Origin of the sequence: Luminiphilus sp. nBUS_16 (assembly GCF_051201645.1) — a bacterium.
In the GTDB taxonomy this organism is placed as follows: Bacteria; Pseudomonadota; Gammaproteobacteria; order Pseudomonadales; family Halieaceae; genus Luminiphilus.
Genome location: NZ_CP179205.1, coordinates 2859250 through 2883960, shown reverse-complemented (window position 1 = coordinate 2883960; position 24711 = coordinate 2859250). Strand labels below are relative to the sequence as shown.

The following is a 24711-nucleotide window of genomic DNA, read 5'->3' as shown; positions in this document are numbered from 1 at the left end:
GCCTAGCCATAAATTGACACGGTGGGTCCTCAAATGCGAGGAGCGGTAAGGCACCAGTCGCCTCGCTTGGTGCTGGGCGCTCACCCGTTGCATTTCTAACCTTATGGCGCGTAGCCAAATCTCAGTCTCGCCAATTTTTTGCCCAACCGAAGCCCCTCTGTGCTTCACTAGCGAATTGGGTGAACGCTATATCGGGGATGTCACATGATGCTTACTAGAAATCTGATGGTCTTAGTTGTTGTTTTAGGTGCGATGACCGCGGGGGCCGACGAGTGCAAGGAATCGCCCTGGGGCGCTGATGACCAAATTGGGGCGGCGAATCGTTTGTCGCCCGAAAATGTTTTGGCGGCAGCAAATTTGATTAAAAAAGGTGAAACACACCCTCTGGGGATTGTGATTGAGCCGGGCATGCCCGCTTTTCCTCCTCGATACACCCAACTGCAGGTGGTCCAACCGAACCAACAATTTGGCAAGAGCATGGCGCCGGCCGTGGGATGGGATGCAAGTGCCAATGATGATGTTGTGCAGATGTGGTTGGGCACAGGGCCGCAGCTTGATGGTCTAGGGCATATGGGTGAGGCTGGCATGTTTTATAACTGCAATCGCGGTGAAGATTTTGCGGAGATTACCGGGTTGACGCGCCTCGACACCAGCCAAGTCCCCCCGATTGTTGCCCGGGGTGTGCTCATCAATATGGCGAAACACTTGGGAGTCGCTTCGCTGGACGCGGGTCAACCGATCACCAGTGAACAGTTAAAAGCTGCAATGGCAGACCAAAATATTACGGTGGGCAGCGGCGACGTGATTTTGATCCATACGGGTTATACCGATGCAACGTTAAAGTCCAATCCAGAAGTTTGGGGTAGCACTATTCCCGGCATAACGAATGAGGCGGCGGTTTTCTTGGCAGCTTTTGAGCCGGTCGCTGTGGGTGCTGACACCTGGGGCTTGGGGGCTGTACCGCCCATGGAGGGTGATCGTGTTTTTTATGATCACGTTGTGCTGCTTAAAGACAATGGCATTTATATCCTTGAAACAATGGACACCGGTCGCCTTGCCCGGGAGTCTGTCAGCGAATTCATGTTTGTTTTAGGGCAGGCTCGACTAAAAGGGGCCGTACAAATGATTATTAATCCAGTGGCGATGTGGTAGCTCCCGGCCGGGGACCTCCTAGTGGCGCGGCACAGATAGCGCATTTTGAAGGGCTGCTAGCTGCGCTTTGTCTGAAATTCCATAGTCGCGTTTGAGTACGCAGAGTCAAAACCTTCGGTGTTAATATCATCGCCTCGGGCGCGGCACTTGAATTTGCTTTTACCTACCTATTTTTAGCAGCCGGGCCATATGACTGCCGAATATTGAAAAGAGACGAGGAGGGCGGGGCCATGCAAGTGAGACGTATCGCTGGTGCTTTGGGGGCTGAGATTCAAGGTGTTGATCTGGGGCAATTGTTGACACCGGAAATTTCGACGTCCATTCGTAACCTGCTCAATGAACACGAAGTGCTTTTCTTTCGTGGTCAGACTATGGAACCTGCTCAGCAGCGTGATCTGGCCTCGATTTTTGGCCCTCTGCAAACCCACCCGGCGTATGGAACGGTCGAGGGCATTCCCGAGGTTATGATTCTCGAAAGCACCGCAGAGAATCCCTCTAAGATTGAAGTTTGGCACTCCGATATGACTTTTCGTCAGCATCCCCCTTCAGTCACTGTGTTGCGAGGGATGGTCATTCCCAATGTTGGTGGGGACACGCTTTTTGCGAGTATGACCAGCGCTTACGATGCGCTGTCTGAGGGTATGAAAAGTTATCTCGAGGGGCTTTCAGCCGTTCACGACTTCGCCCAAGGGTTCAGAGAGAGTTTGGCTGAGCCCGGTGGGCGCGAACGCTTAGCCGGTGCATTGGCAGATAATCCTCCGGTGCGACACCCTGTTATTCAAACTCATCCAGAGACTGGTAAAAAGGTGCTTTTCGTTAATGCCTTATTCACGACTCACATAGAGGGCATTCCGGCACTGGAATCTAGCGCTTTGCTGAATTTCCTTTATCAGCACGCAGCGCTTCCTGAACACACCTGCCGTTTTCAATGGACCCCTGACAGCGTGGTGCTGTGGGATAACCGAAGCACGCAGCACAAACCGGTAAATGATTTCTTGCCGGCACCTCGGTGTTTACATCGTGTCGTCAGTGAGGGTGATCAGCCCTACTGAAACGTTAGTAACGACCGTCTGCGCGCAATTTTTGGATATATTTCGTGATGTCGGTTTTTACCTCGGGCGCGAATAGGTATAAAGCGATGAGATTCGGTATGGCGATCACAAAAATCATGGCGTCCGAGAAGTCGAGCACCGCCGCAAGCTGCAGCATGCAGCCCACGACAATGAAGCCGCAGAACAAAAGTTGAAAGCAGAGCTGGCCGGCGCGACTTTCACCAAAGAGGTACGTCCATCCCTTTAGCCCGTAGTAGGACCACGCCAAGAGGCTGGAGAATGCAAAGAGCAAGGCTGCAACGGCAATGACGTAAGGAGCGAAATCGAAGTGCACCGCGAAAGCGGCTGAGGTGAGCTCAATGCCGGCGACTTCAGAGCCCATCAAATTGTTGGGAATGGCGCTGGTAAGAATAACGAGTGAGCTCAAGCTGAGAATGATGACCGTATCGATGAAGGGCTCCAGCAGCGCGGTAATACCCTCAGATGCCGGCTCATCGGTCTGGACAGCCGAGTGGGCAATTGATGCCGATCCCAGACCAGCCTCATTAGAAAACAAGGCGCGTTGAAAACCGATCACCATGGCGCCGAGTGCGCCGCCGGTTGCCCCCTCTCGGGTGAACGCACCTTGCATTACCGACTGCAAAGCAGCGGGGATGTGTTCGGCGCTCAGCCCGATCACTATTAACGCACTAACAATGTAAAGGCTCGCCATAAAGGGCACGAGAACTACTGTGACTTTTGCGATGGATCGAATGCCGCCAATAACAACCAGCGCCACAACCACGGCGAGTGCCAGACCAAAAAACCAACCCCGATCACTGAGCCAACTGGCGTCTCCTCCGGTAATGACCAAGAACTGTGTGTAAGCTTGGTTGGCTTGAAACATATTGCCAATGCCGAAGCCCGCGATGACCAAAGCTAGGGCATAAAAGCCGCCCATAAACCGGCCTAACCTGGGCCACTGCCTGTGCTGAAACCAGTATTCGAGGTAGTACATAGGGCCGCCAGAGACGCTGCCGTCGGGGTTGTGACGTCGGTATTTAACACCCAGCGTGCATTCCACCAGTTTAGTCGACATCGATAAAACGCCTGCGACAAGAAGCCAAAAAGCTGCACCCGGACCACCCAAACTAATCGCAACGGCCACCCCGCCAATGTTACCAACCCCCACCGTGCCAGACACGGCGGTGGCTACGGCCTTAAAGTGGCTGATCTCTCCCTTCGCGTCCGGGTCACTAAAGTCACCGCGGACGTGGCGCAGTGCAAGCCAGAGTGCTCGAAAGTTGATGAAACGCAAATATACGGTGAAGTAAACCGCGGCTGCAGCGAGCCAAAGAACAATCAGTGGCAGTTCGTTGTCGCCAATGGGGACGGCATAAAAAACAAAACCAGATACCGCTGAAGCAACAGGGGCAAGCAGTGCCTCTACTGTTGCGTCAATTCCTAAATCAGCCATCAAACTCTTCCACAGTCAGCGATGGTCGAGGGTCACCCGTACCGTTTAAATTTGCAAGGGCAGGACGCTGTCGTGGCGCTCAAGCGCGGTCGATGGGGTCTGGTAATTATGAGTGGATAGGCGTGAGTTGATCCTGACACACGGAGATTAAATTAACCCTAAAACACAAGCTTTTTGGGCCTAACTATTTTTTAGTATTCGGTGAAACATGGGATTAACAATCTGAGAACAAAAAAAAGCCCGCTAAAAAGCGGGCTGTTTTACTGGTAGCTGTCACATTGAGATGTCGACAGCGTAGCTAATGACAAACTTGATTTCGTCGTTGTCGTAACCGCCATCTGCCGCTGGCCCCTCTACATCGGTTGAGCTCATCATGAAGGCGAAGCCATCCTTGGCTACACTGATGTTGTAGTCATAATAGCCGCCGGTGGTACCGTTGAAAGCCTCGGCAAAGTCGCCGTCGTGATATCCCACGTGCAGACCTACCCCGATACCATTGCTGATCTCAAAGCCATAATCTGCTGAAATGTAGTACGTGCTGCCTGCACCGAAATCTTGCCCGAGGCCCTCATCGGCCTCAGTATTTGTCAGTACCCAAACCCCACCGCTGAAGCCGCCAAAGCCAACCTTGGCGTACACCTCACCGAAATCAAACTCCGCCTCCTTGTCATAGTTGTAGTACAGATAGCCCACATCCCAACTTACGCCACCTGTTTCGAAAGCAAATCCTGCGTATAAATCGTGTTCGTAGGAGTACACGTCAGACGGAGCATAGTTGACGTTGGAGACCCAAGTGCCCGCGTAAAAACCGCTGTCCGATGCATAGTCGATGCCGCCTTGAATGGCCGCCTCGTTTTCTGTCTGAGTCAGGCCGCGCCAAATGTAGTTATTGGTCATCGCGGCATTGGCGCTCCACTCACCCGCTTGGGTGGGCAGTGCAAACGCGGTCAGTGACAGTGCGGAAATCACAGACAGGGTCTTAAGGGGTGAGCTAGGGGAAAACTGGAATTTCATAGTGGGGCCTCTTTGACATCATGAAAGGGTGAAACTCTGTGTTTGGTGGAGCCTAAAATGCTCCCCTTGGGTACACTCATTGGAGATAGCATAGACCTTGCCAACTTTTTTAAGTGACTGAAAAATATGAAAATAAAGAATTTTTCGGCCTATTATTCCCAGCGTAAACCTACTGCCATTGGCGCCCTTTTAGGGCGAGGCTGCACCAAAATTGAGCGTCATCGTCTTTAATGGGGTGGCCCGGGTCCTGCGGTTTTGGGGTGTGTGCTACTAACTCGGATTGTCGTGAGTGATCAGCGGGTGGCACTAGTACCGGGCGAGAAGACTGAACTGCGAATCTGTGCGTAACAGCCGAAAGTGAACACAGATCTCATTGGGGAGAAGTTAAGTGAAACGCGTTATTTTGGGTTTAATGTTTACCTGTTCAGCCGGTGCGGTAACCGCCGAGATAGATTGTCAGGCCGTTGTGGCTGCAACCCTTGATGAGCTGGCTCTGGGAGCCACGTCAGAGTGGACGGCTATGCATGCTGATTTAGCGAGGTCTGCGGCGGGATCGGCGTGCCTGAAAGCAGCGTCGGGGCGGTATAGCGAGGACCTAATCGTGGAATCTGTTGGCGCCACATCTGACACTCACCGATCAGCGACAACTGACGGTAAAACCGCAGAGAGCCAGAGCGACTCAGAGGGCGAAGATACGGGTGGAATACGGTTCAAACCAATGACGGGTTCGCCAACTCAAAAGCCTTACGAGCGGGCAAGAGCTGTCGAAAACTAGCGTTAGGTTCTGCACAAAATATGCCGATAGACTACGCCAACCAGGCCAGCGATAAGCACCTCATGGGTTAACCCAGTCTCTTGTGGTGGCGCGTTCTATAAAAAACCGGCAGCGCTGCTGCCGGGTATTATTGAGGCGAAGGATGCGCTTATCGGGCTACAAAAGATTCGTCGGGACCGTTGACGACTTCGAGATCAAAGCGATCGTTATTCATCACTTCAACCCACGAAGCGACGAAGTCATTGATGAACTTCTCGCTCCCGTCATTTGCTGCATAGACCTCAGAAATCGCTCGAAGCTCGGCACTCGAACCAAACATTAGATCGACCGGTGTCGCCGTCCACTTGCGCGCACCGGTACGACGATCTGTACCAACGTACTGCCCCTCAAAGTCACCGGATGGCTGCCAGACGGTTCCCATGTCGAGGAGATTGACGAAAAAGTCTGTCGTTAACACGCCTTTGCGTTCGGTAAGGACGCCACTGTCGCCATTTTCACTGCTGCCACCAAGAACACGCAAACCGCCTACCAGCGCTGTCATTTGTGCGGGAGTCAGGTCGAGTTGATTTGACTTGTCGATCATCGCGTTGATGGGTGACAGATAATTAGAGCTTGGATCATAGTAGTTGCGGAAACCGTCTGCCGTCGATTGTAAGTGCGAGAATGAGGCGACATCGGTGAATTCTTGGCTCGCATCCATTCGACCCGGGTTAAAGGGCACGGTGACAGAGAACCCTGCATCTGCCGCCGCTTTTTCGATGGCGGCAGATCCCCCAAGCACAATCATGTCCGCCATCGATACCTGCTTTCCGTCGCTTTGGCGGCTGTTGAATGCCTCTTGGACTTTTGTGAGCTCAGCCAAAACCATGCTCAGTTCCTCGGGGTTGTTGACGGGCCAGTCTTTCATGGGCGCTAATCGAATACGCGCACCGTTTGCGCCCCCGCGCATATCGCTATCTCTGTAGCTGGCGGCTGAAGCCCAAGCCGTTCTAACTAACTGCGGCACCGATAGATCACTGGCCAAAATGGCGCTTTTTAACGCTGCTGTATCCGCTGTAGAAATCAGTGGGTGGTTAATTTCAGGGATTGGATCTTGCCAAAGGAGAACCTCACTGGGTACATCGGCACCGACATAACGTGCCCTAGGACCCATATCGCGATGGGTTAGCTTGAACCAGGCGCGGGCAAAGGCGTCTTCAAACTCCGCTGGGTTAGCTAAAAAGCGCTGAGAAATTTCACGGTAGGCTGGATCTACTTTGAGAGACAAGTCAGTGGTAAACATAATAGGCGCATGGCTTTTGCCTGCAATGTGAGCATCGGGTACGGTTTCTGCGCCGTTGCCATCAGTTGGAATCCACTGCACCGCTCCAGCGGGACTCTTGGTCACTTCCCAATCGTAGGCGAACAAATTGGCTAGATACATCATGCTCCACTGGGTTGGAGTTGCGGTCCAAGCACCCTCAAATCCCGAGGTGATGGTATCTTCTGAGTGCCCCTTGCCACAGCTGTTTTTCCAGCCAAAGCTTTGCTCCTCAACGCCGGCACCGCCGGGCTCAACACTGAGGCAACCAGCGGGCTTGTGAGCGCCGTGCGCCTTACCAAAACTGTGTCCTCCGGCGATTAATGCCACGGTTTCAGCATCATTCATCGCCATACGGCCAAAGGTCTCGCGAATATCATGAGCCGCCAGTGCGGGGTCGGGATTGCCGTTGGGCCCCTCTGGGTTGACATAGATCAAGCCCATTTGCACGGCTGCGAGTGGGTTTTTTAGGTCGCGCTTTCCGGAATAACGTTCATCAGCCAGCATGACCGTCTCGGGACCCCAATAAACCAGATCCGGCTCCCAATCATCAGCACGTCCGCCTGCGAAGCCAAATGATTTAAAGCCCATATCTTCCATTGCTACAGTGCCCGCGAGGATCATTAAATCAGCCCAGGAAACCTGTCGCCCGTACTTTTGCTTCACCGGCCACATCAGTCGTCGGGCTTTGTCCAAATTGCCGTTGTCGGGCCAGCTGTTAAGTGGCTCAAAGCGCTGCTGACCTCCGCCGGCTCCCCCTCGGCCATCGGCAACCCGATAGGTCCCCGCGCTGTGCCATGCCATGCGAATAAAAAAGGGGCCATAGTGACCGTAATCGGCTGGCCACCAGTCCTGGGAGTCCGTCAAGGTGGCTCTGACATCCGCCTTTAAGGCTTCCATATCGACCTCAGCAAACTCTGCAGCATAATTAAAGTCTGCACCGTAGGGGTTTGAGTCGGGGTTGTGCTGTCGTAACGGCGTTAGGTCGATTCTATCGGGCCACCAGAATGTGGGCGGTTTAGCAAAGGTGTTCTCGGCTTGGACTGAGCCGACTAGGGGTAAAGATACTGCTATGGCTGCCGCCAGTGTTTTAATTTTCAGCATCGGACTTTTCCTATTTTTCGGTTGCAAAATTATTTCAAGGCGCAAACCCTTGGCGTCTGAACTGGCAGACGGCGCCTCGGACATTTAATCTAGGCTTTAGCCGTATTATGGGCAAATAGATTGTTTTAAAACTTACAATCGGAAAAATAGATCACTGAAGGCGGTACGAAAGTTTAGGTCCGCCCTTTGTGGGCGCGAATTGTCCCGCTTTTTAGGAGGAACCATGAGTTATCTAGCGACTTATCAGGCAGCGCAAGAGGATCCTGCAGGGTTTTGGCTGAACAAGGCGCAGCTGATCGAATGGGACGTCCAACCTACATTGGCTGTCACTCAAGATGACGCGGGCAACGAGCGCTGGTTTTCCGATGGCGTGATGAACACCTGTTTCAATGTCCTCGATCGGCATGTGCGGGACGGCCGCGGGCAGCAAGCGGCTATTTATTACGATTCGCCGGTTACAGGGGCTAGGCAATGTATTACCTACGGTGATCTTCTTGGGCGGGTCGAAAGGGCGGCGGGTGGCCTGAAGCACTTAGGGGTAGGGCGGGGTGATCGCGTTGTTATTTACATGCCCATGGTACCCGAAGCGATTATTGCCATGTTGGCCTGCGCGCGCCTTGGCGCCATTCACAGTGTTGTATTTGGTGGCTTCGCCGCTCCGGAATTGGCGGTAAGATTAACCGATGCCACTCCCAAGGTATTGATCACCGCAACCTGTGGCATCGAGGTGGATCGGGTGGTCCACTACATGCCAATTGTGAATGCAGCGCTGGAGCAAACCCAAGCGACCATTGACCGAGTCATTGTTCTTGAGCGTCCTGAGTCACCGTTGGCTCAACAATCAGTGCGTGAATTAAGCTGGGAACGCTTTATGCAGGTTGGTGAGCCCGCTGGCTGTACGCCGGTTGCGGCCACAGACCCCCTTTATGTGTTGTATACCTCCGGGACAACAGGAAAACCCAAAGGCGTCGTAAGGGATAATGGCGGACATGCTGTTGCCCTGGCGTGGTCCATGTCAGCCGTTTATGACGTCGCACCGGGCGATGTCTTTTGGGCCGCCAGCGATATTGGCTGGGTGGTCGGACACTCCTACATTGTTTATGCCCCTTTACTGATGGGTTGCACGACTGTTTTATACGAAGGGAAGCCGGTGAACACACCAGACGCCGCGGCTTTTTGGCGCGTTGTGAGTGACTATCGAGTGCGAGTTTTGTTTGCGGCACCGACCGCTTTTCGGGCCATCCGCAAAGAAGATCCGAGAGGAAATGGGTTGGCAGATTACGACCTTGATTGTTTGAAGGCCTTGTTCCTAGCGGGAGAACGGCTGGATCCACCCACGCTTAACTGGCTCGAATCGTTGATCGATTGCCCGGTGGTTGACCATTGGTGGCAAACAGAAACAGGATGGGCCATTGCAGGCAATCCGTTGGGCATTGAGCGACTTGAACCAAAGCCAGGTTCAGCGACCAAGCCGCTGCCGGGTTATCAGTTAGAGATACTGAATCCTAACGGCGTGCCACTGCCCGCGGGTGAGCAAGGCGCTGTCGTTATAAAGCGTCCGCTCCCCCCGGCTTGTTTGCCGACGCTTTGGCAAGATCAGGAAAGATTCGAGCAATCATACTTCAACACCTTCCCCGGTTATTACCTGACGGGGGACGGTGGATACATCGACGCCGATGGTTATCTGTTTGTTATGGGACGAATGGACGATGTCATTAACGTTGCGGGTCATCGTTTGTCTACCGGTGAGATGGAAGAGGTTGTCGCTGCCCACACGGCGGTGGCTGAATGTGCTGTTATCGGCGTCCACGACGACCTCAAAGGTCAGGTGCCTCTTGGCCTGGTGGTATTGAAAGATGGGGCTGAAGTGGCAGCACCTGCCATCGAGGAGGAGTTGATTCAGCAAGTACGTCAGACCATTGGGCCAGTGGCCAGCTTCCGGCGTGTCCTGATCGTAAATCGGCTACCAAAAACGCGCTCAGGAAAAATTTTGCGCAGTACATTGCGTGCCATTGCGGACGGCAGACCCTATACCCCGCCCTCTACGATAGAAGACCCTGCAATACTTAAGGACATGGCGCTTGCGTTGGCCCCCTCGTAATTCTAGGGAGGCGAATTAGTGTTCAACCGCTGGGGCTGGTGTTTACCACCGGGAAACAGGCGAGGCCGGTAAATTGGCCCGATTTCAGCAGATTGGAGGCCTTTGGGTGCAATTATCTCACCCCTGCCAACTCACCCTTATCAAGAGACCGGGGTCTTGCCTGGCCACAAGCGAGCAGGTTTCAGTGGCGAGAGCCGCTAATCGGCATTGGATGATAATTAACCGTTCGACGATTTGATGGTGAGCTTCAACTCTAATTCGTTCAGGGCGTGATTTGCCGGCGTGCGGTCAGGGACAAGGCAGGCCCTTACTGCCCAAGACGAGCGGGTGGCTGAAGTTGGCAGCCAGGGTAAAACGGCGCTATAGTGCGGCAGCAGAAAAAAAACTTATGTTATCTAGGGAGTAGAACCATGTGGAGCAAGCCTGAATTTGTCGATTTGCGTGTTGGCTTTGAAGTAACCATGTATTTCAGCGTTCGCTGATACATGCTGGGCCGCTGACACCTAGCGGCCTCATTTTTTCGAACCCGTATTCCGAGGTGGTGCACGTTGAAAGTTAGAATACTGGGATCAGCCGCGGGGGGCGGATTTCCCCAGTGGAATTGCAATTGCCACAACTGCTCTGGCGTTCGCTCAGGCAGCCTACTAGCTACCCCTAGGACTCAATCTTCTATCGCGATTTCGATGGATGGGGTCGGCTGGATTTTGTTTAACGCGTCGCCCGATTTGCGAAGTCAGCTCGAAGCAGCCCCACCTTTGCAACCACGCACTGGTATGAGAGACACCGGTATTCGCGGGATTGTGTTGGCGGACAGTCAAATAGATCACACCACTGGCATCTTGATGCTCAGAGAGGGTTGCCCCCTACAAATCTACTGCACCGACATGGTCGCTGAAGATCTGTCTACCGGCTTTCCAATTTTCCGTATGTTGGAGAGCTGGGATGGAGGTGTTGTCCACCACGAGATTCCTACTGATGGTTCGTCTTTTACGGTTGACGGCATCGAGGGGTTGCAGCTGACTGCCATTGTTCTGGATGGCAAAGCGCCGCCATACTCACCCCATCGGCACGACCCCCATCGCGGGGACAACGTGGGTTATTTGGTCACTGACACTTTGGCGGGAACTTCACTCCTTTATGCGCCGGGATTGGGTCAGATGACACCTGAGCTCGTGGCCCTCATGAAAACGACTGATCTTGTTATGGTCGATGGCACTTTCTGGTGCGAGGATGAAATGGCTCGGGCAGGGGTGGGCAGCAAGCTCGCGAGTCAAATGGGCCACCTCCCTCAAAGCGGGGAGGACGGTATGCTGGCTTGGCTGCAAACGGTTGAGCGGCCTAGGAAGATGCTGATTCACATTAATAACACCAACCCCATTTTGATCGAGGACTCCCCAGAGCGCGCCGAAGTGGAAGCCCAGGGTGTGGAAGTTGCGGTGGACGGGCTTGAATTTGAGGTTCAGGCTATGCGTGACGATATAACGATTGGGGGAGTTTCCGGCGATGGCACGCTCTGATAGCGCCGTAGCAGACGACGGCTGTGATCAGGCTCCACTGAGTCGGGCCGATTTTGAAGCGCGGTTGCGCGCCAAGGGTTCGCGCTATCACATCCATCACCCCTTTCATAAAGCGATGTACGCGGGTGAGTTAACCCCCCAACAAATTCGGGGCTGGGTGGCGAATCGTTTTTACTACCAAATTATGATCCCACAAAAAGATGCGGCCATTTTGGCGAATTGCTCTGATCGAGAAACGCGAGTGAAGTGGATACAGCGCATTCTCGATCATGATGGTGCTGATGGCGATGAGGGTGGTATCGAAGCTTGGTTAGAACTGGCTGAAGCGGTGGGACTCGAGCGCGACGAGGTCACCGATCTGCGCTATGTGCTGCCCGGTGTTCGCTTTGCAGTCGATGCTTACGTCAGTTTTGCCCGCAGTGCCACTTGGCAGGAGGCTGCGTGTTCATCGCTAACGGAGATGTTCGCGCCAGAAATTCATCGGTCCCGCCTCAATACCTGGCCGCAGCACTACAGCTGGATTGATCAAAGTGGGTTGAAGTACTTCCAAAAACGCTTAGGAGAGGCTCGACGTGATGTTGAGCATGGCCTTGACGTAACCCTCGATTACTTTAAGTATCGCGAACAGCAGGAAAAAGCGCTCGGTATTCTCCAGTTTAAACTCGATATCCTGTGGACCATGCTGGACGCAATGACCATGGCCTACGTGCACAATACGCCTCCGTATCACAGTTGTGATAACGGTGTTTATTTGATTCCTGAGTAACGCAACATTCGGAGGCGCCCTCTAGCAATGATCGATCCTGCATCAATACCTCAACTTAACAAACACTTTCGTCTCCAGTGGGAAGAGGCTCAGGATTGTTACGTGTTGCTCTATCCAGAGGGCATGGTAAAGCTAAATGAAAGTGCCGGATTGATTCTTAATTGTGTCGATGGCAGTAAGAGTGTTGGGACCATTATCGCCGAGCTTGCCGAGCGGTTTCCTCAGGTCGAGGGCATTGCCTCAGATATTGAGGAGTTCATGACCACCGCCAGCGCCCAGCGCTGGGTTGCGTTTTCCTGAGTTTTTGGAATGTCGGCCACTGCGGCGATCTCACCTCCCTTGTGGCTGTTAGCTGAGCTAACCTACCGCTGTCCCCTGCAATGTCCCTACTGCTCCAACCCCGTAGAGTTAGCCTCCGCAGGAACCGAGCTAACCACCGAAGACTGGTTTCGCGTGCTGCAACAATCCCGGAAAATGGGGGCGGCCCAACTCGGCTTCTCTGGTGGTGAGCCCTTGGTGCGGCAGGATCTTGAATTGCTGGTGGCGGAGGCGCGCCGCTTGGGTTTCTACAGCAACTTAATTACTTCCGGGGTGGGTCTTACTCGCGACCGGGTCGGGTCGTTAAGAGAGGCGGGGCTAGACCATATACAAATCAGTTTCCAATCGACAGATAGTGATATCAGCGAGCTGTTGTCTGGGAGTCGAAAGGCTTTCGCGCACAAGCTGGCTATGGCCGAGGCGGTAAAGTCGGCGGGGTATCCTATGGTGCTCAATTTTGTTTTACACCGACACAATATTGATCAGATCGAACAGATCATCGACCTGTCCCATGAGCTGGGAGCTGACTACGTTGAGCTGGCGAATGCGCAGTATCACGGTTGGGCGTTGCTCAATCGTGATGAGCTCATGCCCAGTCGCGAGCAGCTTGCTCGGGCTGAAGAGGTCACCAACGCATGGCGGGAAGCGCACCCTAATGGCATGCGACTTTTTTTTGTGGTTCCTGACTATTACGAAGAGCGCCCCAAGCCCTGCATGAATGGCTGGGCCAAAATGTTTTTGGCTGTCGCACCCGATGGGTTGGCGCTGCCTTGTCACAGTGCCAGAGGCTTGCCGCTGGAGTTTCCCAACGTTCGCGATCACGATGTTGCGGCGATCTGGAACGAATCGTCGGCTTTTAATGCTTATCGCGGTTTTGATTGGATGCAGGAGCCCTGTCGCAGTTGCCCGGAAAAAGAGCAGGATTTTGGTGGTTGTCGGTGCCAGGCTTTTGCCCTGACCGGAGACGCATCGCAACCCGATCCGGTCTGTACCAAGTCTGATCAGCGCGGTCAGATTGATGCCGCTTTAACAGCGGCTAATTGCCACAACGCATCGAGCTCTGCGCTGCAATACCGAACTTGGTCGGCGTCTCAGAGCATCATTACCAGCACACGCTAACTTGCTATCGAGGTTGATGCAGCGCCGGCATTCTGGTGGTTTTGGCTAAGAGGTGCGCAAAGGCGCGTAGGTGGCTCGAGTCGAGGTGCAAGCGTGGGATGAGGTCAGCCACCTTGAAAACGGGGGTTGTGCAAATGTGCGTGGCCAACACTGCGGTACACGCACTGCGCCGCCTAGACCTCGTTAACAAATTTTAATTACCTTAGCGGCCTTTCGGGCCTTTGGTGTGAAGCATGCGCCTTGCGGGATCGAAGCCCATTAGAGCAGCCGTTGTGAGTACTGCAAATGCGACTAGATTGACCAAGAGTGCAGGGGTATTTAAGTCCAGATAAAGCGCATGTCGAATCAGCTCCACCACGTAAGTGAAGGGGTTGATGACGCAGGCCCAGTAAACCCATGTGTTGCCGTCTTGCATAAACGTTAGGGGATAAAGTGCTGGAGAAAGAAAGAACAGAGGAAAAACCACAAAATTCATAACCCCAGCAAAATTTTCTAATTGTTCGATCAGCGACGCCAGCAATAGGCCAAGGGCTCCCAGAATAAACGCACCCATTAAAATGGCGGGTAGTGCGGTCAAATAGCCAAGAGCGGGTGGCGCCACGTCAAACAAAAAAGCCACGGCCAAAAAGGCGTAAACCTGCAGCATGGACGTCAGAGCTATGGCGAAAAGTTTGCAAAAAAGTAGGTAGCTACGTGGCAGCGGGCTGGTTAGCAGAACTCGCATGCTGCCCATTTCTCGGTCATAGACCATTGATAGCGAGCTTTGCATGCTGTTGAAAAGAATAATCATGCCGATGAGGCCTGGGGTGATGTAGACCTCATAATCCACGGGGGTCCCGTACAACGCTATGACCATTCCTTCCAATGTCCCTCTAAATCCTGCGGCAAAAACTGCCAGCCAGAGCAACGGCCGAACCAGCGCGCTAATGAAGCGGGTGCGCTGTTGTAATGACCTTTGAAACTCGCGTTTGAGGACACCCCAAAAACAAAACAGATACGCCGATTTTTTCATGTGCGAGCTGTCGACAGATTCAGCATGAGCTGGTTGGCATCGCTGACTCCAGCAGCTGTTAGCAGACTGGAAAGTTGGCCCTGGGCGTGAACCTCACCCCGGCTCAGCAAAATGACCTGATCGTTTCTCTCCAATTCTTCTGCCAGGTGGGTCGTCCACAGAACCGTCAAGCCTCTCGCATCGATTAACGATCTGATATGGCGCTTAAGGTGAATCCTACTTTCCAGATCTAGGCTTGAGGTGGCTTCATCCAGTAAAAGGAGTTGAGGTTCGTGCAGCAGCGCTCTGGCGATTTCCACGCGACGGCGATGACCGCCGTTCAACCAACGGATACGTTCGTGCCTGCGGTCCCAGAGCTGGAGGCGCTCTAACTCCTCTTGTGCTCTCCCTTGCACGTGGGTTGGAGACATTCCTTGAATTGCTCCGTGGTACTGCAGATTTTGCAAAACCGAGAGATCGAGGTCCAGAGTGGGTTGTTGAAATACAATGCCAAGGGTCGCGAGTGCTGCTGCGGGTGACCGCTGCAGATCGTGCCCAAATAGCATTACCGTGCCTGATGTGGCCCTAATCAGTCGTGTGAGCACCGAGAACAGTGTTGTCTTTCCGGCACCGTTCGCGCCGATTAAGCCCACAAAAGCGCCTTGCTCCAACGTGAAGGAGACGTCTTTTAATACCTGACGGCCCGCAAAATTGTGGCTTAGAGCCTGAATGTTAGCGGCGAATTGCAAAGCCAAAACACCCTGCTGAGGAGACTGAATAACGCTAACATACTTGAACGTAAAGAAAACATACGCTATGTTCAAATTTCTGCTCGCGTTGTCTTCCAGTCTTCTAAAGTCGTCAAGACTATCCAAAAAGGAAATCACCATGGATCTTGGTATATCCGATCGTATTGCTCCCACCCTCGAGGCCGTCAGCCAGTACTTGACTGATCACGTTATGCCTTTAGAGCCTGAGTTTTTTGCTGAAGTACGTAAAGGGAGTCCCTGGGAGGCCACGCCGCGGCAGAATGAAATTTTAGAGCAAATGAAGGCTGGAGCCCGAGAGCGTGGCTTGTGGAATTTCTTTTTAACCGGTAAGGGTGACCACGGATCGGGTTTAAATACCGTGGAGTACGCGTATTTGGCCGAAGAAATGGGCAAGTCTCATTTGGGTGCAGAGGTATTCAATTGTTCGGCTCCCGATACCGGCAATATGGAAGTGATTCACAAATACGGCAGTGAAGCGCAAAAAGCGCAGTGGTTAGAGCCGCTGATGCGCGGTGAAATTCGCTCATGTTTTGGTATGACTGAGCCCGGCGTCGCCTCATCTGATGCTACGAATATTTGTACCTCGGCAGTTTTGGAGGGCGACGAGTGGGTGATCAATGGCGAGAAGCACTGGACGTCAGGTGCGGGTGATGAGCGCTGTAAGGTGATGATCTGCATGGTTAAAACCAGCCCGGACGCGGTAAAGCACAAGCAGCAAAGCCAGATTTTGATTCCTATGGATGCTCCTGGAGTTGAAATACTGCGTCATTTAACGGTGTTCAATATGGATGACGCGCCTCACGGGCACATGCATGTGAAACTCAATAACGTTCGCGTGCCCAAGGACAATATTATTTTGGGGGAGGGTCGGGGCTTCGAGATCTCTCAGGGGCGTTTGGGCCCCGGGCGTATCCACCACTGCATGCGTTCGATAGGCGCGGCTGAGCGCGCGTTGCAAATGTTGTGTGAGCGAGCAACAACTCGCGAGGCCTTTGGTCGACCCCTGGCCAAGCTAGGTGGCAACGTGGATGTTATTGCCAACGCGCGAATGGGCATCGAGCAGGCACGCCTCCTTACGCTCAAGACCGCTTGGATGATGGACAATGTGGATGCTAAGGAAGCGCGCATTTGGATTTCTATGATCAAAACAGTGGTTCCCAATATGACGCTGAAAGTTGTTGACGATGCCATTCAAATGCACGGCGGGCTGGGTGTTTCTCAAGACTTTCCCCTTGCAGCCATGTGGGCTGGGCAGCGGACTTTGCGTCTTGCAGACGGTCCAGATGAAGTGCACCGCATGGTGGTGGGGCGTCACGAGCTTAAAAAATATTCAGACAGTTCTGCAGAGCTCAAAGCCACTTTCCGTGACGGTTGATTAGCACTTTGTAACCCTCGGTAAACTCACAGCAACAGACTCACTTAAGGAAAAAGACCATGAGCATTAAGACATTGTCCGTCGATGAATTTCTAGGTATGGCTGGCCAAAAGCTGGGTACCAGTGACTGGGTAACCCTTGGGCAGGAGCGTATCAACGAGTTTGCCGACTGCACTGAAGATCATCAGTTCATTCATATTGATGAAGAGAACGCGGCAAAAACACCTTTCGGAGGCACCATTGCCCACGGGTTCTTAACGCTATCTATGCTGGTTAAGCTTTGCGAGAGTGTTTCCGTACACCCAGAAGGGCTGGTCATGGGTGTTAATTACGGATTGAACAAAGTGCGATTTCTAGCACCAGTCCGGGCGGGTAAGCGCGTTCGTGCGCACATAGAACTCGCGAGTATCGAGCAAAAGGATGACAATCGATTTTTGACTCAGCAAAACATCACGGTGGAGATTGAGGGTGAGGATACTCCTGCGCTTTACGCAGAGTGGTTGGGTATGACGATAGTTGCTTAAAACAACGCTGCACACTTTTAGATAAGAGAAGAAATTATGACGATTCGATACGACGGTAAAGTTGCCATTATCACTGGGGCCGGTGGCGGTCTTGGAAGAAGCCATGCCATTGAAATGGCCAAGCGTGGCGCTAGGGTTGTGGTCAATGACCTGGGTGGATCAGTAAACGGCGAGGGCCAAAATAGCGACGCCGCGATGGCGGTCGTAGCCGAGATCGAGGCCCTTGGTGGTGAGGCGATGGCGCACCCCGCCAATGTTGCCAATGCCGATGATGTGGCTGATATGGTCGAGAAGGTCATGGCGCAGTGGGGTCGCATCGATATCCTCGTCAACAACGCTGGGATCCTGCGAGATAAGAGCTTCACTAAAATGGACTTGGCAGATTTCCGGACTGTGCTCGAAGTCCATTTGATGGGTACGGTGAACTGCACCAAGGCCGTTTGGGACATTATGAAGGGGCAGGAGTATGGCCGCATTGTGGTGACTTCATCCTCCAGCGGGCTTTACGGAAATTTTGGTCAGAGTAACTACGGTGCAGCCAAGCTTGGTGTGGTGGGGTTAATGAATACCCTGGCTCAGGAGGGCGCTAAATACAATATTCGTGTCAACGCCTTGGCACCTACAGCGGGCACCCGTATGACTGAGGGTTTGATGGGTGAGCAAGCCTTCAACCTTTTAACACCTGAAACCGTCACTCCTGCGGTGTTGTTTATGGTGAGTGAGGATGCGCCAACCCAAACAATCGTAGCGGCGGGTGCTGGCTCTTATGCGGTGGCAAAAATTGTCGAAACCGACAGCGTTTGGTTGCCAGAAGATCAGCAGACGCCTGAGGGCTTGGCTGCGCACTGGGAGCAAATCTCCCAAGGACCTGAAACACAGCTCAAGGCAGGCTTTGAGCAAACCTTCAAGATGGTGGGCAAAGCCGCTGAAGGTCTGGGAATTAAACTGGAAAACTGAGGAATTAGATCATGAGAGAAGCCGTAATTGTTTCAACTGCTCGCACCCCAATCGGTAAAGCCTATCGCGGAAGCTTCAACAATCTGGCAGGCCCAAGCTTGGGTGGTAACGCTATTCGTGCTGCAGTTGCGCGCGCAGGCATTGAAGGTGATCGCGTTGATGATGTCACCATGGGCTCTGCGCTGACGCAGGGTACTCAAGGTATGAATATCGGTCGTCTGGCCGCCCTGCGAGGTGGTTTGCCGGTTACTGTCAGTGGTCAAACCATTGACCGTCAGTGTTCTTCTGGCCTCATGGCGGTGTCGATGGCGGCTAAGCAGATCATTGTAGATGGCATGGATGTCACCATTGGTGGCGGTCAAGACTCTATTTCGCTGGTACAAAATGAGCACATGAATTCTCATCGCCTGGCAGATGAGGAACTGATGGGCATGCACAAGAATATTTACATGCCAATGCTGCAGACCGCTGAGGTTGTAGCCAATCGGTACGGCATTACTCGGGACGCGATGGATGAGTACGGTTTGCAGTCTCAGCTGCGTGTTGCAGCAGCCTACGAAGCAGGCAAGTACGACAATGAAATCGTTCCAGTCACCGCGACTCGAATTGTTTGGAACAAAGAAACTGGCGAGCAGTCTGAGGCGGAAGTAACCGTTACCGCCGATGAAGGTGTTCGACCTTCAACGCTAGAGGGTGTTAAGGGTCTGCGCACCGTAATCGAGGGCGGCACTATTACGGCCGGCAACGCCTCGCAGCTTTCAGATGGCGCCTCGGCACAAGTGCTGATGGAAGCTAAGCTGGCAGAGCAGCTCGGTCTTCAACCTTTGGGCGCCTATCGTGGCATGGCGGTTGCTGGTTGCGAACCCGATGAAATGGGCATCGGCCCGGTCTTTGCTGTGCCCAAATTATTGAAGCAGCATGGTCTCAGCGTTGATGACATTGGTCTTTGGGAACTCAACGAAGCCTTCGCAGTTCAGGTTCTCTACTGCCGAGATCAGCTGGGTATCGATAACGATAAACTCAACGTTGATGGTGGGGCGATTGCCGTAGGACACCCCTACGGAATGAGTGGCTCACGCATGATTGGCCATGCCCTTCTGGAAGGTAAGCGGCGCGGCGTCAAATACGTCGTTGTCACCATGTGTGTCGGCGGTGGTATGGGTGCCGCTGGCCTGTTCGAGGTTTACTGATATGGCCATTGCGTTGGTATGCAGGGAGCACGGACTGCCTGAAAAGCTCGACTTGTGTGATGACTGGCCAGTGTCCGAACTGGGCGCTAACGACGTGCTTATGCGGGTCAAGGCAGCGGGCCTAAACTTTCCTGATGTGCTGATTATTCAGGGTAAGTATCAGTTTCAACCAGAGCTGCCATTTGTACCTGGCGGTGAATGTGCGGGCGTAGTTGAGGCTATTGGCAGCGACGTAAGCCGTTGGCAGGTGGGTGATGAGGTTGTGCAAATGGGCATGGCCGGAGGCTTTGCCGATACTCTGGTCGTGAACGAAAACAGCCTTTTGCCTAAACCCAAGGCGCTAACGATGACGGAGGCTGCTGGTATTGGCATTACCTACTTCACCTCGTACTACGCTTTGGTTCAACGCGCTAACATTCAACCCGGAGAAACCCTTTTGGTGCTGGGCGCTGCGGGTGGCGTGGGTAGTACCGCTGTTGAGCTGGGTAAAGCTTTGGGCGCCAAAGTGATTGCCGCAGCGAGCAGTGATGAAAAGCTCGAATTGTGCAAGGAGCTAGGCGCCGATGAGGTCATTAACTACAGCACCGAGGATCTCAAAGGTCGTATTAAAGAGTTGACCGAGGGTCGTGGGGTAGACGTAGTTTATGACCCTGTGGGCGGTGATTTCAGTGAAATTGCACTGCGTTCCATGGCGTGGCAAGGCCGATTCTTGGTGATTGGTTTTGCCAACGGCCCGATTCCCAAGGTGCCGCTAAACCTAACGTTGCTGAAGGGCTGTCAAATCGTCGGTGTATTTTGGGGACGATTTATGGCGGAAGAACCCGAGGAGCATTTGTCAAACGTGAAGACTCTGTGGGAGTGGTTTGAGGCTGAGAAAATCAAGCCAGTGGTTACTGACGTTTTCCCTATTGCTGAGTTCGAAGCGGGATATGCAGCCATGATGGAACGCCGAGCCAAAGGTAAAGTGATCTTCACTTTTTGAGCATGACGTCTTTCAGCTATAGCACAGTCCCCCACGTTCGTGTCGGCCCAGGCCTCGCAGGGACTTTGGGGGACGAGTGCGCAAAGCTGAGCGTGAGGCGACCCTTGATAGTGACTGACAATGGGTTGGTCACCCTGGGGCTTATTGCACCTATCGCTCAAGCGATATCAGCGCAGTGTGATGCCTTGACGATTTTTGACGGCGTTGCTGCTGACCCCAGCGAGGATGTGGTTGAGGCGGCTTGTGTTGTCGCAAGGGAAAACAATGTCGACGGCGTGATCGCTGTTGGCGGCGGCAGCTCTATGGACGTCGCCAAGGTCGTATCTGTTCTGATGGTTGGTGATCAATCGCTGGCAGAGATGTACGGCGTCGATCAGCTGCCCCCCGGGCGTCTACCCTTGTTTCTGGTTCCCACAACGGCGGGGACTGGCTCTGAAGTCACCCCTGTGGCGGTGATTACCACGGGGGCAACGACTAAGGCGGGAGTGAGTTCGTCGGTCTTGCTACCCGACGTTGCGATCTTAGACGCTGAATTGACTCTGGGGTTACCGCGAAGCGCAACGGCAATGACGGGTATCGATGCAATGGTGCATGCTATCGAGGCTTATACGTCAAAGCTTAAGAAGAACCCCATATCGGACATGCTTGCATTGAGAGCCCTGCGCTTGCTGTCGCACAATATTAATACGGTGCTGACGCAGCCAACAGACCTTGCCGCTCGCGAGGCTATGTTGCTGGGATCCATGTTTGCGGGACAGGCCTTTGCAAACGCGCCCGTTGCAGCTGTGCATGCCCTCGCTTACCCACTGGGTGGGCACTACCATATTCCCCACGGTTTGAGTAACTCCCTCATGCTGCCTGCTGTGTTGGCCTTCAACGCGCCGATGGTGCAAAAGGACTACGGCGAGCTAGCCGAGGAGTTGCCCGGTGGTGTGGCGACCAGTGCTGCTGGCTTGATGGTTTGGTTTGACGACCTGATTGCGACTTCCGGTCTGCCTGCAACGCTAGAAGCAGCCGGAGTTGCGGCAGATGACTTGCCGATGCTCGCTGCCGACGCCATGTTGCAACAGCGATTGTTGGTTAACAATCCGGTGGAGGTTACCGAGGCCTGCGCCCTGCAGCTGTACGAAAAAGCCTGGTCAGGTTGATATGGCCCATCCTGAACCCGCTCACAGAACGCGTTACGCGCTGTTTTACGACGTGCCAACCCGTTGGGCTGACAACGATATTTATGGTCATGCCAACAACGTGGTCTATTACGCCTGGTTCGATACCGTCGTGAACCAATTTTTAATAGAACGTGGGGGAATGCGCCCCGGTCATGATCCTGTGGTGGGCTATGTTGTGGCTTCGGCTTGTGATTATTTTGCGCCAGTGAGTTATCCCGAAGTATTGGAGTTGGGGCTGAGAATAGAACGCTTAGGGACTAAGTCGGTGTCTTGGGAACTGGGCGTATTTTCAGCAACAGAAGATACGACTCGAGCGGTTGGGCGTTTTACCCATGCTTTTGTCGATCAGGCTTCGGGAAAGTCGGCCGCGATACCTCCGACTATTCTTAAAGCTCTTGAGGCGTTGCTGTAGCCCCGGGGAGTGACTGTTACTAAGCCTGTCCCTACGCGTGCAACCGATTGCTTATCTGTTGCCGTGCATGCGTGATGCGGTGATCACCACCATGATCAAAATTGTGGCAGCCCCCAAAGCTGAAAATGTGGGATCGATCTCGTACAAGAAGCCGCAGATTAACGGTCCTGTGACGAATCCTGCTGCGGGACAGGCGGTCACTAGGCCCGCTGCCGCACCCTGCTCCTCATGAGATACGGCCAGTGACGCCGAAGCGGCAATCGCTGGAACAGCAAGACCCAGGCCTGCCCCCAAAGATGCCATGCCGACTAACACCAGAACGAAAGAACCGGGGATCGCGATAACTAAAGCCCCCAAGAGAAGCAGCCCTACGCCTGCGCGTATCAGTGTGATCGGTCTGCCTTGGAAACGTGAAGCGACAAAGAGCTGCATGGCAAAGGAAAATAGTGCGGCGACCATCAGCGCGAATCCAGTGTACTGAGCGGTCTCGGTGCCGCTTAGGGACAGCATGTCTTGAAGTCGGAAACCCAGGGTTTGCTGCAGCCCGGCGAAACCGGTGAAACCGCCAAAGGAGCACAGCAAATAAAGGCGCAGCCTCGGATCGATAAAACGCAGTCTTTGGGTTGTTCGGGACTTGGCCTCTTTGATTTTCCCAGGGGGTAACTTAAGGGCAATGACGATCGCGGCCAGTGCGGCCAAGCCGCTTGCCGTGTAAAGCGGAAAAAGAAGCCCAAAGCCAGCAAGAGCCCCGGCTACGATGGGACCAATAATCATCCCTAGACTGCTTGCAGTGCCTAGGCGTGCCAGAGCCTTGGTCCGGTGTTCTCGTGAGCTGAAGTCTGCTGCATAAGCCGCAGCTCCGGGGTTAGTGCCCGACATAACCACTGCTTGAGAGCAACGTCCCAACAAAATCAGTCCAAACAGCAGAGGTCCTGCGAGCCAACCGCGCATGGCTGCGTCGAAGATCATGGCGAAGACAAAATTACCTACTGCGTAGCCGGTTAAGCCAATGAGAATGACCGGTTTGCGACCGATTTGATCACACATTCGGCCCCAAACTGTCGCTGCGGCACTAAACACTAAAGCCGATGACGCAATAATGGTGTTTATTTGCAGGACAGTTAGGTTCACTTCACGCCCCAAGGGGGGCAGGATCGCAAAAATAAAGGATTGGCCAACAGCCGTTGTCAGCAGTCCAATCGTGAGCAGCCCTAGTTGTAAGGGGCTTAAACGCTGGTCTTCATTGGTGGGAATGCTATCGCTGGTCATGAGGGTCTCTGAGTTGGCATGGGGCATCCTAGAGGAAGTGACGCCGAACACAATGTTTTCCGGTTGTTCATGGACAGAGCAAGGGTGTTCAAATAGACTAGCGTCCCAGCCGGCGGGGTCTTTGCTCTCCACGAGTATGTTGACCCAGCGTTATTCAAGCCATTGCCAATACGCGTCACACCCAGTCCCATCGTCGGCACTCGGGTGACTCATTATGACAGCCGTGCGGGCCTTGCTGACTGGGAGATGAATGTGTCAAACACCGCTATCCTCGCACTAGAAGATGGCACGATTTTTCGCGGTGCTTCTGTGGGCGCAGAAGGCCAGACGACCGGTGAGGTGGTTTTCAATACTGCCATGACGGGTTATCAGGAAATTCTCACTGATCCTTCCTACGCGCGACAGATTGTTACCCTGACTTACCCACATATTGGCAATACGGGCGTCACCTCTGAAGATGCCGAGTCGACGGGTGTTCATGCGGCGGGCCTTGTGATTCGGGATCTGCCTCTTGTTGCCAGCAGTTGGCGCAGTGAGCAGAGCCTGTCGAGTTACCTCGTTGCTGAGGGCGTCGTGGCGATTGCCGATATCGACACGCGAAAATTGACGCGAATCCTGCGAGACAAAGGCGCATTGAGTGGCTGTATTGTGGCGGGTGAAAACCCAGACGTTGAAGCTGCCTTAGCTCAGGCCCGTGATTTTTCCGGGCTGGTAGGTATGGATCTGGCGAAGGAAGTTACGACGCCAACACCCTACCGTTGGGAGGAAGGCAGTTGGCAATGGGGCAGTGACCAGCGCCCGGCACCCTCCGCTAATTTTTCCGTTGTGGCCATAGACTTTGGCGTGAAGCGCAACATCTTGCGAATGTTAGTCGATCGAGGCTGCTCGTTGACCGTGCTCCCTGCTCAGTCTGATATTGAAACTGTATGTGCCTACGAACCTGACGGTATTTTTCTTTCTAATGGCCCCGGAGATCCCGAACCTTGCGATTACGCGATCGAGCTTGCTCGCGCCGCTATGGCTCGTGGGATCCCACTTTTTGGCATTTGTTTGGGGCACCAGATTATGGCGTTAGCAAGCGGCGCTAGTACCGAAAAAATGAAATTTGGTCATCATGGTGCCAATCATCCGGTGCAAAAGCTCGCCGATGGCGCAGTCATGGTGACAAGCCAGAATCATGGTTTTACGGTCTCTGAACAGGGGTTGCCAGAAACATTGAGTGTCACCCACAGGTCCTTATTTGATGGCTCTCTGCAGGGGATTGCCCGCAACGACGTGCCTGCTTATAGCTTTCAGGGTCATCCCGAGGCAAGTCCTGGCCCTCGAGACGCTGGACAGCTGTTCGCCCCTTTCATACGCGCCATGAGAGACCGGCGAGCCGAGCAGGAGGGCGGTTGA

Annotated in this window: 23 protein-coding genes; 17 read left to right on the top strand and 6 right to left on the bottom strand. The window is 53.6% G+C overall.

What is annotated here, in order from left to right; all coding sequences use genetic code 11:
• Positions 1–204: 204 nt before the first annotated feature.
• Positions 205–1152, top strand: a complete 948-nt coding sequence (locus tag ACMAY6_RS12820; RefSeq protein ID WP_435212398.1) for a cyclase family protein — start codon at positions 205–207, stop codon at positions 1150–1152.
• A gap of 230 nt (positions 1153–1382) precedes the next feature.
• On the top strand, positions 1383–2204 hold the full coding sequence (locus ACMAY6_RS12815) for a TauD/TfdA dioxygenase family protein (RefSeq protein WP_435212396.1): 822 nt from the start codon (positions 1383–1385) through the stop codon (positions 2202–2204).
• Between the two features lie 4 nt (positions 2205–2208).
• On the opposite strand, the gene ACMAY6_RS12810 is transcribed toward ACMAY6_RS12815, so the two are convergent.
• A complete protein-coding gene (locus tag ACMAY6_RS12810) occupies positions 2209–3660 on the bottom strand; it encodes an alanine/glycine:cation symporter family protein (RefSeq protein ID WP_435212395.1) in 1452 nt (483 codons plus the stop codon).
• A 273-nt stretch (positions 3661–3933) separates the two neighbouring features.
• On the bottom strand, positions 3934–4674 hold the full coding sequence (locus tag ACMAY6_RS12805; RefSeq protein ID WP_435212394.1) for a TorF family putative porin: 741 nt from the start codon (positions 4672–4674) through the stop codon (positions 3934–3936).
• 388 nt (positions 4675–5062) lie between these two features.
• On the opposite strand from ACMAY6_RS12805, the gene ACMAY6_RS12800 reads away from it, so the two are divergent.
• Entirely contained in the window at positions 5063–5449 is a 387-nt protein-coding gene (locus tag ACMAY6_RS12800) for a hypothetical protein (RefSeq protein WP_435212392.1), read from the top strand.
• 148 nt (positions 5450–5597) lie between these two features.
• Here ACMAY6_RS12800 and katG read toward each other — a convergent pair whose 3' ends face one another.
• Positions 5598–7853 carry a catalase/peroxidase HPI gene (gene katG, locus ACMAY6_RS12795; protein ID WP_435212390.1) on the bottom strand — a complete coding sequence of 752 codons (2256 nt, stop codon included), beginning with the start codon at positions 7851–7853 and terminating at the stop codon, positions 5598–5600.
• Between the two features lie 223 nt (positions 7854–8076).
• Here katG and ACMAY6_RS12790 point away from each other — a divergent pair, with 223 nt between their 5' ends.
• From ACMAY6_RS12790 to pqqE, 6 genes are all read left to right on the top strand, one after another.
• Positions 8077–9954 carry an AMP-binding protein gene (locus tag ACMAY6_RS12790; RefSeq protein ID WP_435212388.1) on the top strand — a complete coding sequence of 626 codons (1878 nt, stop codon included), beginning with the start codon at positions 8077–8079 and terminating at the stop codon, positions 9952–9954.
• A 410-nt stretch (positions 9955–10364) separates the two neighbouring features.
• The gene (pqqA, locus tag ACMAY6_RS12785; protein WP_435216037.1) at positions 10365–10436 is read left to right on the top strand and encodes a pyrroloquinoline quinone precursor peptide PqqA; all 72 of its coding nucleotides are present in this window, start codon (positions 10365–10367) and stop codon (positions 10434–10436) included.
• A 66-nt stretch (positions 10437–10502) separates the two neighbouring features.
• Positions 10503–11471, top strand: a complete 969-nt coding sequence (pqqB, locus tag ACMAY6_RS12780) for a pyrroloquinoline quinone biosynthesis protein PqqB (protein ID WP_435212387.1) — start codon at positions 10503–10505, stop codon at positions 11469–11471.
• Positions 11458–12237, top strand: a complete 780-nt coding sequence (gene pqqC / locus ACMAY6_RS12775; RefSeq protein ID WP_435212385.1) for a pyrroloquinoline-quinone synthase PqqC — start codon at positions 11458–11460, stop codon at positions 12235–12237. Before pqqB ends, pqqC begins: the two co-directional genes overlap by 14 nt.
• 27 nt (positions 12238–12264) lie before the next feature.
• Positions 12265–12537 (top strand): pyrroloquinoline quinone biosynthesis peptide chaperone PqqD, encoded by a 273-nt coding sequence (gene pqqD / locus ACMAY6_RS12770; protein ID WP_435212383.1) that lies wholly within the window; start codon positions 12265–12267, stop codon positions 12535–12537.
• A gap of 9 nt (positions 12538–12546) precedes the next feature.
• Positions 12547–13674 carry a pyrroloquinoline quinone biosynthesis protein PqqE gene (gene pqqE, locus ACMAY6_RS12765; protein WP_435212381.1) on the top strand — a complete coding sequence of 376 codons (1128 nt, stop codon included), beginning with the start codon at positions 12547–12549 and terminating at the stop codon, positions 13672–13674.
• A 202-nt stretch (positions 13675–13876) separates the two neighbouring features.
• Here pqqE and ACMAY6_RS12760 read toward each other — a convergent pair whose 3' ends face one another.
• On the bottom strand, positions 13877–14686 hold the full coding sequence (locus ACMAY6_RS12760; protein ID WP_435212380.1) for an ABC transporter permease: 810 nt from the start codon (positions 14684–14686) through the stop codon (positions 13877–13879).
• Positions 14683–15489 carry an ATP-binding cassette domain-containing protein gene (locus tag ACMAY6_RS12755; protein ID WP_435212378.1) on the bottom strand — a complete coding sequence of 269 codons (807 nt, stop codon included), beginning with the start codon at positions 15487–15489 and terminating at the stop codon, positions 14683–14685. Before ACMAY6_RS12755 ends, ACMAY6_RS12760 begins: the two co-directional genes overlap by 4 nt.
• A gap of 64 nt (positions 15490–15553) precedes the next feature.
• On the opposite strand from ACMAY6_RS12755, the gene ACMAY6_RS12750 reads away from it, so the two are divergent.
• The 7 genes from ACMAY6_RS12750 to ACMAY6_RS12720 are packed head-to-tail and all read left to right on the top strand — an operon-like array spanning position 15554 to position 22044.
• Complete coding sequence (locus ACMAY6_RS12750) at positions 15554–16810, top strand: acyl-CoA dehydrogenase family protein (protein ID WP_435212376.1); 1257 nt, start codon at positions 15554–15556, stop codon at positions 16808–16810.
• A 59-nt stretch (positions 16811–16869) separates the two neighbouring features.
• Positions 16870–17334: a MaoC family dehydratase gene (locus tag ACMAY6_RS12745; RefSeq protein WP_435212375.1), complete on the top strand. Its 465-nt coding sequence runs from the start codon at positions 16870–16872 to the stop codon at positions 17332–17334.
• A 36-nt stretch (positions 17335–17370) separates the two neighbouring features.
• Positions 17371–18291: an SDR family NAD(P)-dependent oxidoreductase gene (locus ACMAY6_RS12740; protein ID WP_435212374.1), complete on the top strand. Its 921-nt coding sequence runs from the start codon at positions 17371–17373 to the stop codon at positions 18289–18291.
• A gap of 11 nt (positions 18292–18302) precedes the next feature.
• Positions 18303–19481 (top strand): acetyl-CoA C-acyltransferase, encoded by a 1179-nt coding sequence (locus ACMAY6_RS12735; RefSeq protein WP_435212372.1) that lies wholly within the window; start codon positions 18303–18305, stop codon positions 19479–19481.
• Position 19482: 1 nt separating this feature from the next.
• Positions 19483–20463: an NADPH:quinone oxidoreductase family protein gene (locus ACMAY6_RS12730; protein WP_435212370.1), complete on the top strand. Its 981-nt coding sequence runs from the start codon at positions 19483–19485 to the stop codon at positions 20461–20463.
• 2 nt (positions 20464–20465) lie between these two features.
• Positions 20466–21611 (top strand): iron-containing alcohol dehydrogenase, encoded by a 1146-nt coding sequence (locus ACMAY6_RS12725; protein ID WP_435216035.1) that lies wholly within the window; start codon positions 20466–20468, stop codon positions 21609–21611.
• 1 nt (position 21612) lies between these two features.
• Positions 21613–22044: an acyl-CoA thioesterase gene (locus tag ACMAY6_RS12720; protein WP_435212369.1), complete on the top strand. Its 432-nt coding sequence runs from the start codon at positions 21613–21615 to the stop codon at positions 22042–22044.
• 51 nt (positions 22045–22095) lie between these two features.
• Here the strand turns inward: ACMAY6_RS12720 and ACMAY6_RS12715 are convergent, their stop codons facing one another.
• Positions 22096–23313 carry an MFS transporter gene (locus ACMAY6_RS12715; protein WP_435212367.1) on the bottom strand — a complete coding sequence of 406 codons (1218 nt, stop codon included), beginning with the start codon at positions 23311–23313 and terminating at the stop codon, positions 22096–22098.
• A gap of 246 nt (positions 23314–23559) precedes the next feature.
• On the opposite strand from ACMAY6_RS12715, the gene carA reads away from it, so the two are divergent.
• Positions 23560–24711: a glutamine-hydrolyzing carbamoyl-phosphate synthase small subunit gene (gene carA, locus ACMAY6_RS12710; RefSeq protein WP_435212366.1), complete on the top strand. Its 1152-nt coding sequence runs from the start codon at positions 23560–23562 to the stop codon at positions 24709–24711.

Bases quoted from the DNA above. Each gene is read 5' to 3' on its own strand.
- ACMAY6_RS12740 (WP_435212374.1), top strand. From the start codon at position 17,371: ATGACGATTCGATACGACGGTAAAGTTGCCATTATCACTGGGGCCGGT.
- ACMAY6_RS12815 (WP_435212396.1), top strand. From the start codon at position 1,383: ATGCAAGTGAGACGTATCGCTGGTGCTTTGGGGGCTGAGATTCAAGGT.
- ACMAY6_RS12735 (WP_435212372.1), top strand. From the start codon at position 18,303: ATGAGAGAAGCCGTAATTGTTTCAACTGCTCGCACCCCAATCGGTAAA.
- ACMAY6_RS12750 (WP_435212376.1), top strand. From the start codon at position 15,554: ATGGATCTTGGTATATCCGATCGTATTGCTCCCACCCTCGAGGCCGTC.
- ACMAY6_RS12790 (WP_435212388.1), top strand. From the start codon at position 8,077: ATGAGTTATCTAGCGACTTATCAGGCAGCGCAAGAGGATCCTGCAGGG.
- ACMAY6_RS12805 (WP_435212394.1), bottom strand. From the start codon at position 4,674: ATGAAATTCCAGTTTTCCCCTAGCTCACCCCTTAAGACCCTGTCTGTG.
- ACMAY6_RS12745 (WP_435212375.1), top strand. From the start codon at position 16,870: ATGAGCATTAAGACATTGTCCGTCGATGAATTTCTAGGTATGGCTGGC.
- ACMAY6_RS12730 (WP_435212370.1), top strand. From the start codon at position 19,483: ATGGCCATTGCGTTGGTATGCAGGGAGCACGGACTGCCTGAAAAGCTC.
- ACMAY6_RS12715 (WP_435212367.1), bottom strand. From the start codon at position 23,313: ATGACCAGCGATAGCATTCCCACCAATGAAGACCAGCGTTTAAGCCCC.
- carA (WP_435212366.1), top strand. From the start codon at position 23,560: ATGAATGTGTCAAACACCGCTATCCTCGCACTAGAAGATGGCACGATT.
- ACMAY6_RS12720 (WP_435212369.1), top strand. From the start codon at position 21,613: ATGGCCCATCCTGAACCCGCTCACAGAACGCGTTACGCGCTGTTTTAC.
- ACMAY6_RS12760 (WP_435212380.1), bottom strand. From the start codon at position 14,686: ATGAAAAAATCGGCGTATCTGTTTTGTTTTTGGGGTGTCCTCAAACGC.
- ACMAY6_RS12820 (WP_435212398.1), top strand. From the start codon at position 205: ATGATGCTTACTAGAAATCTGATGGTCTTAGTTGTTGTTTTAGGTGCG.
- pqqC (WP_435212385.1), top strand. From the start codon at position 11,458: ATGGCACGCTCTGATAGCGCCGTAGCAGACGACGGCTGTGATCAGGCT.
- katG (WP_435212390.1), bottom strand. From the start codon at position 7,853: ATGCTGAAAATTAAAACACTGGCGGCAGCCATAGCAGTATCTTTACCC.
- pqqD (WP_435212383.1), top strand. From the start codon at position 12,265: ATGATCGATCCTGCATCAATACCTCAACTTAACAAACACTTTCGTCTC.
- pqqE (WP_435212381.1), top strand. From the start codon at position 12,547: ATGTCGGCCACTGCGGCGATCTCACCTCCCTTGTGGCTGTTAGCTGAG.
- ACMAY6_RS12810 (WP_435212395.1), bottom strand. From the start codon at position 3,660: ATGGCTGATTTAGGAATTGACGCAACAGTAGAGGCACTGCTTGCCCCT.
- ACMAY6_RS12725 (WP_435216035.1), top strand. From the start codon at position 20,466: ATGACGTCTTTCAGCTATAGCACAGTCCCCCACGTTCGTGTCGGCCCA.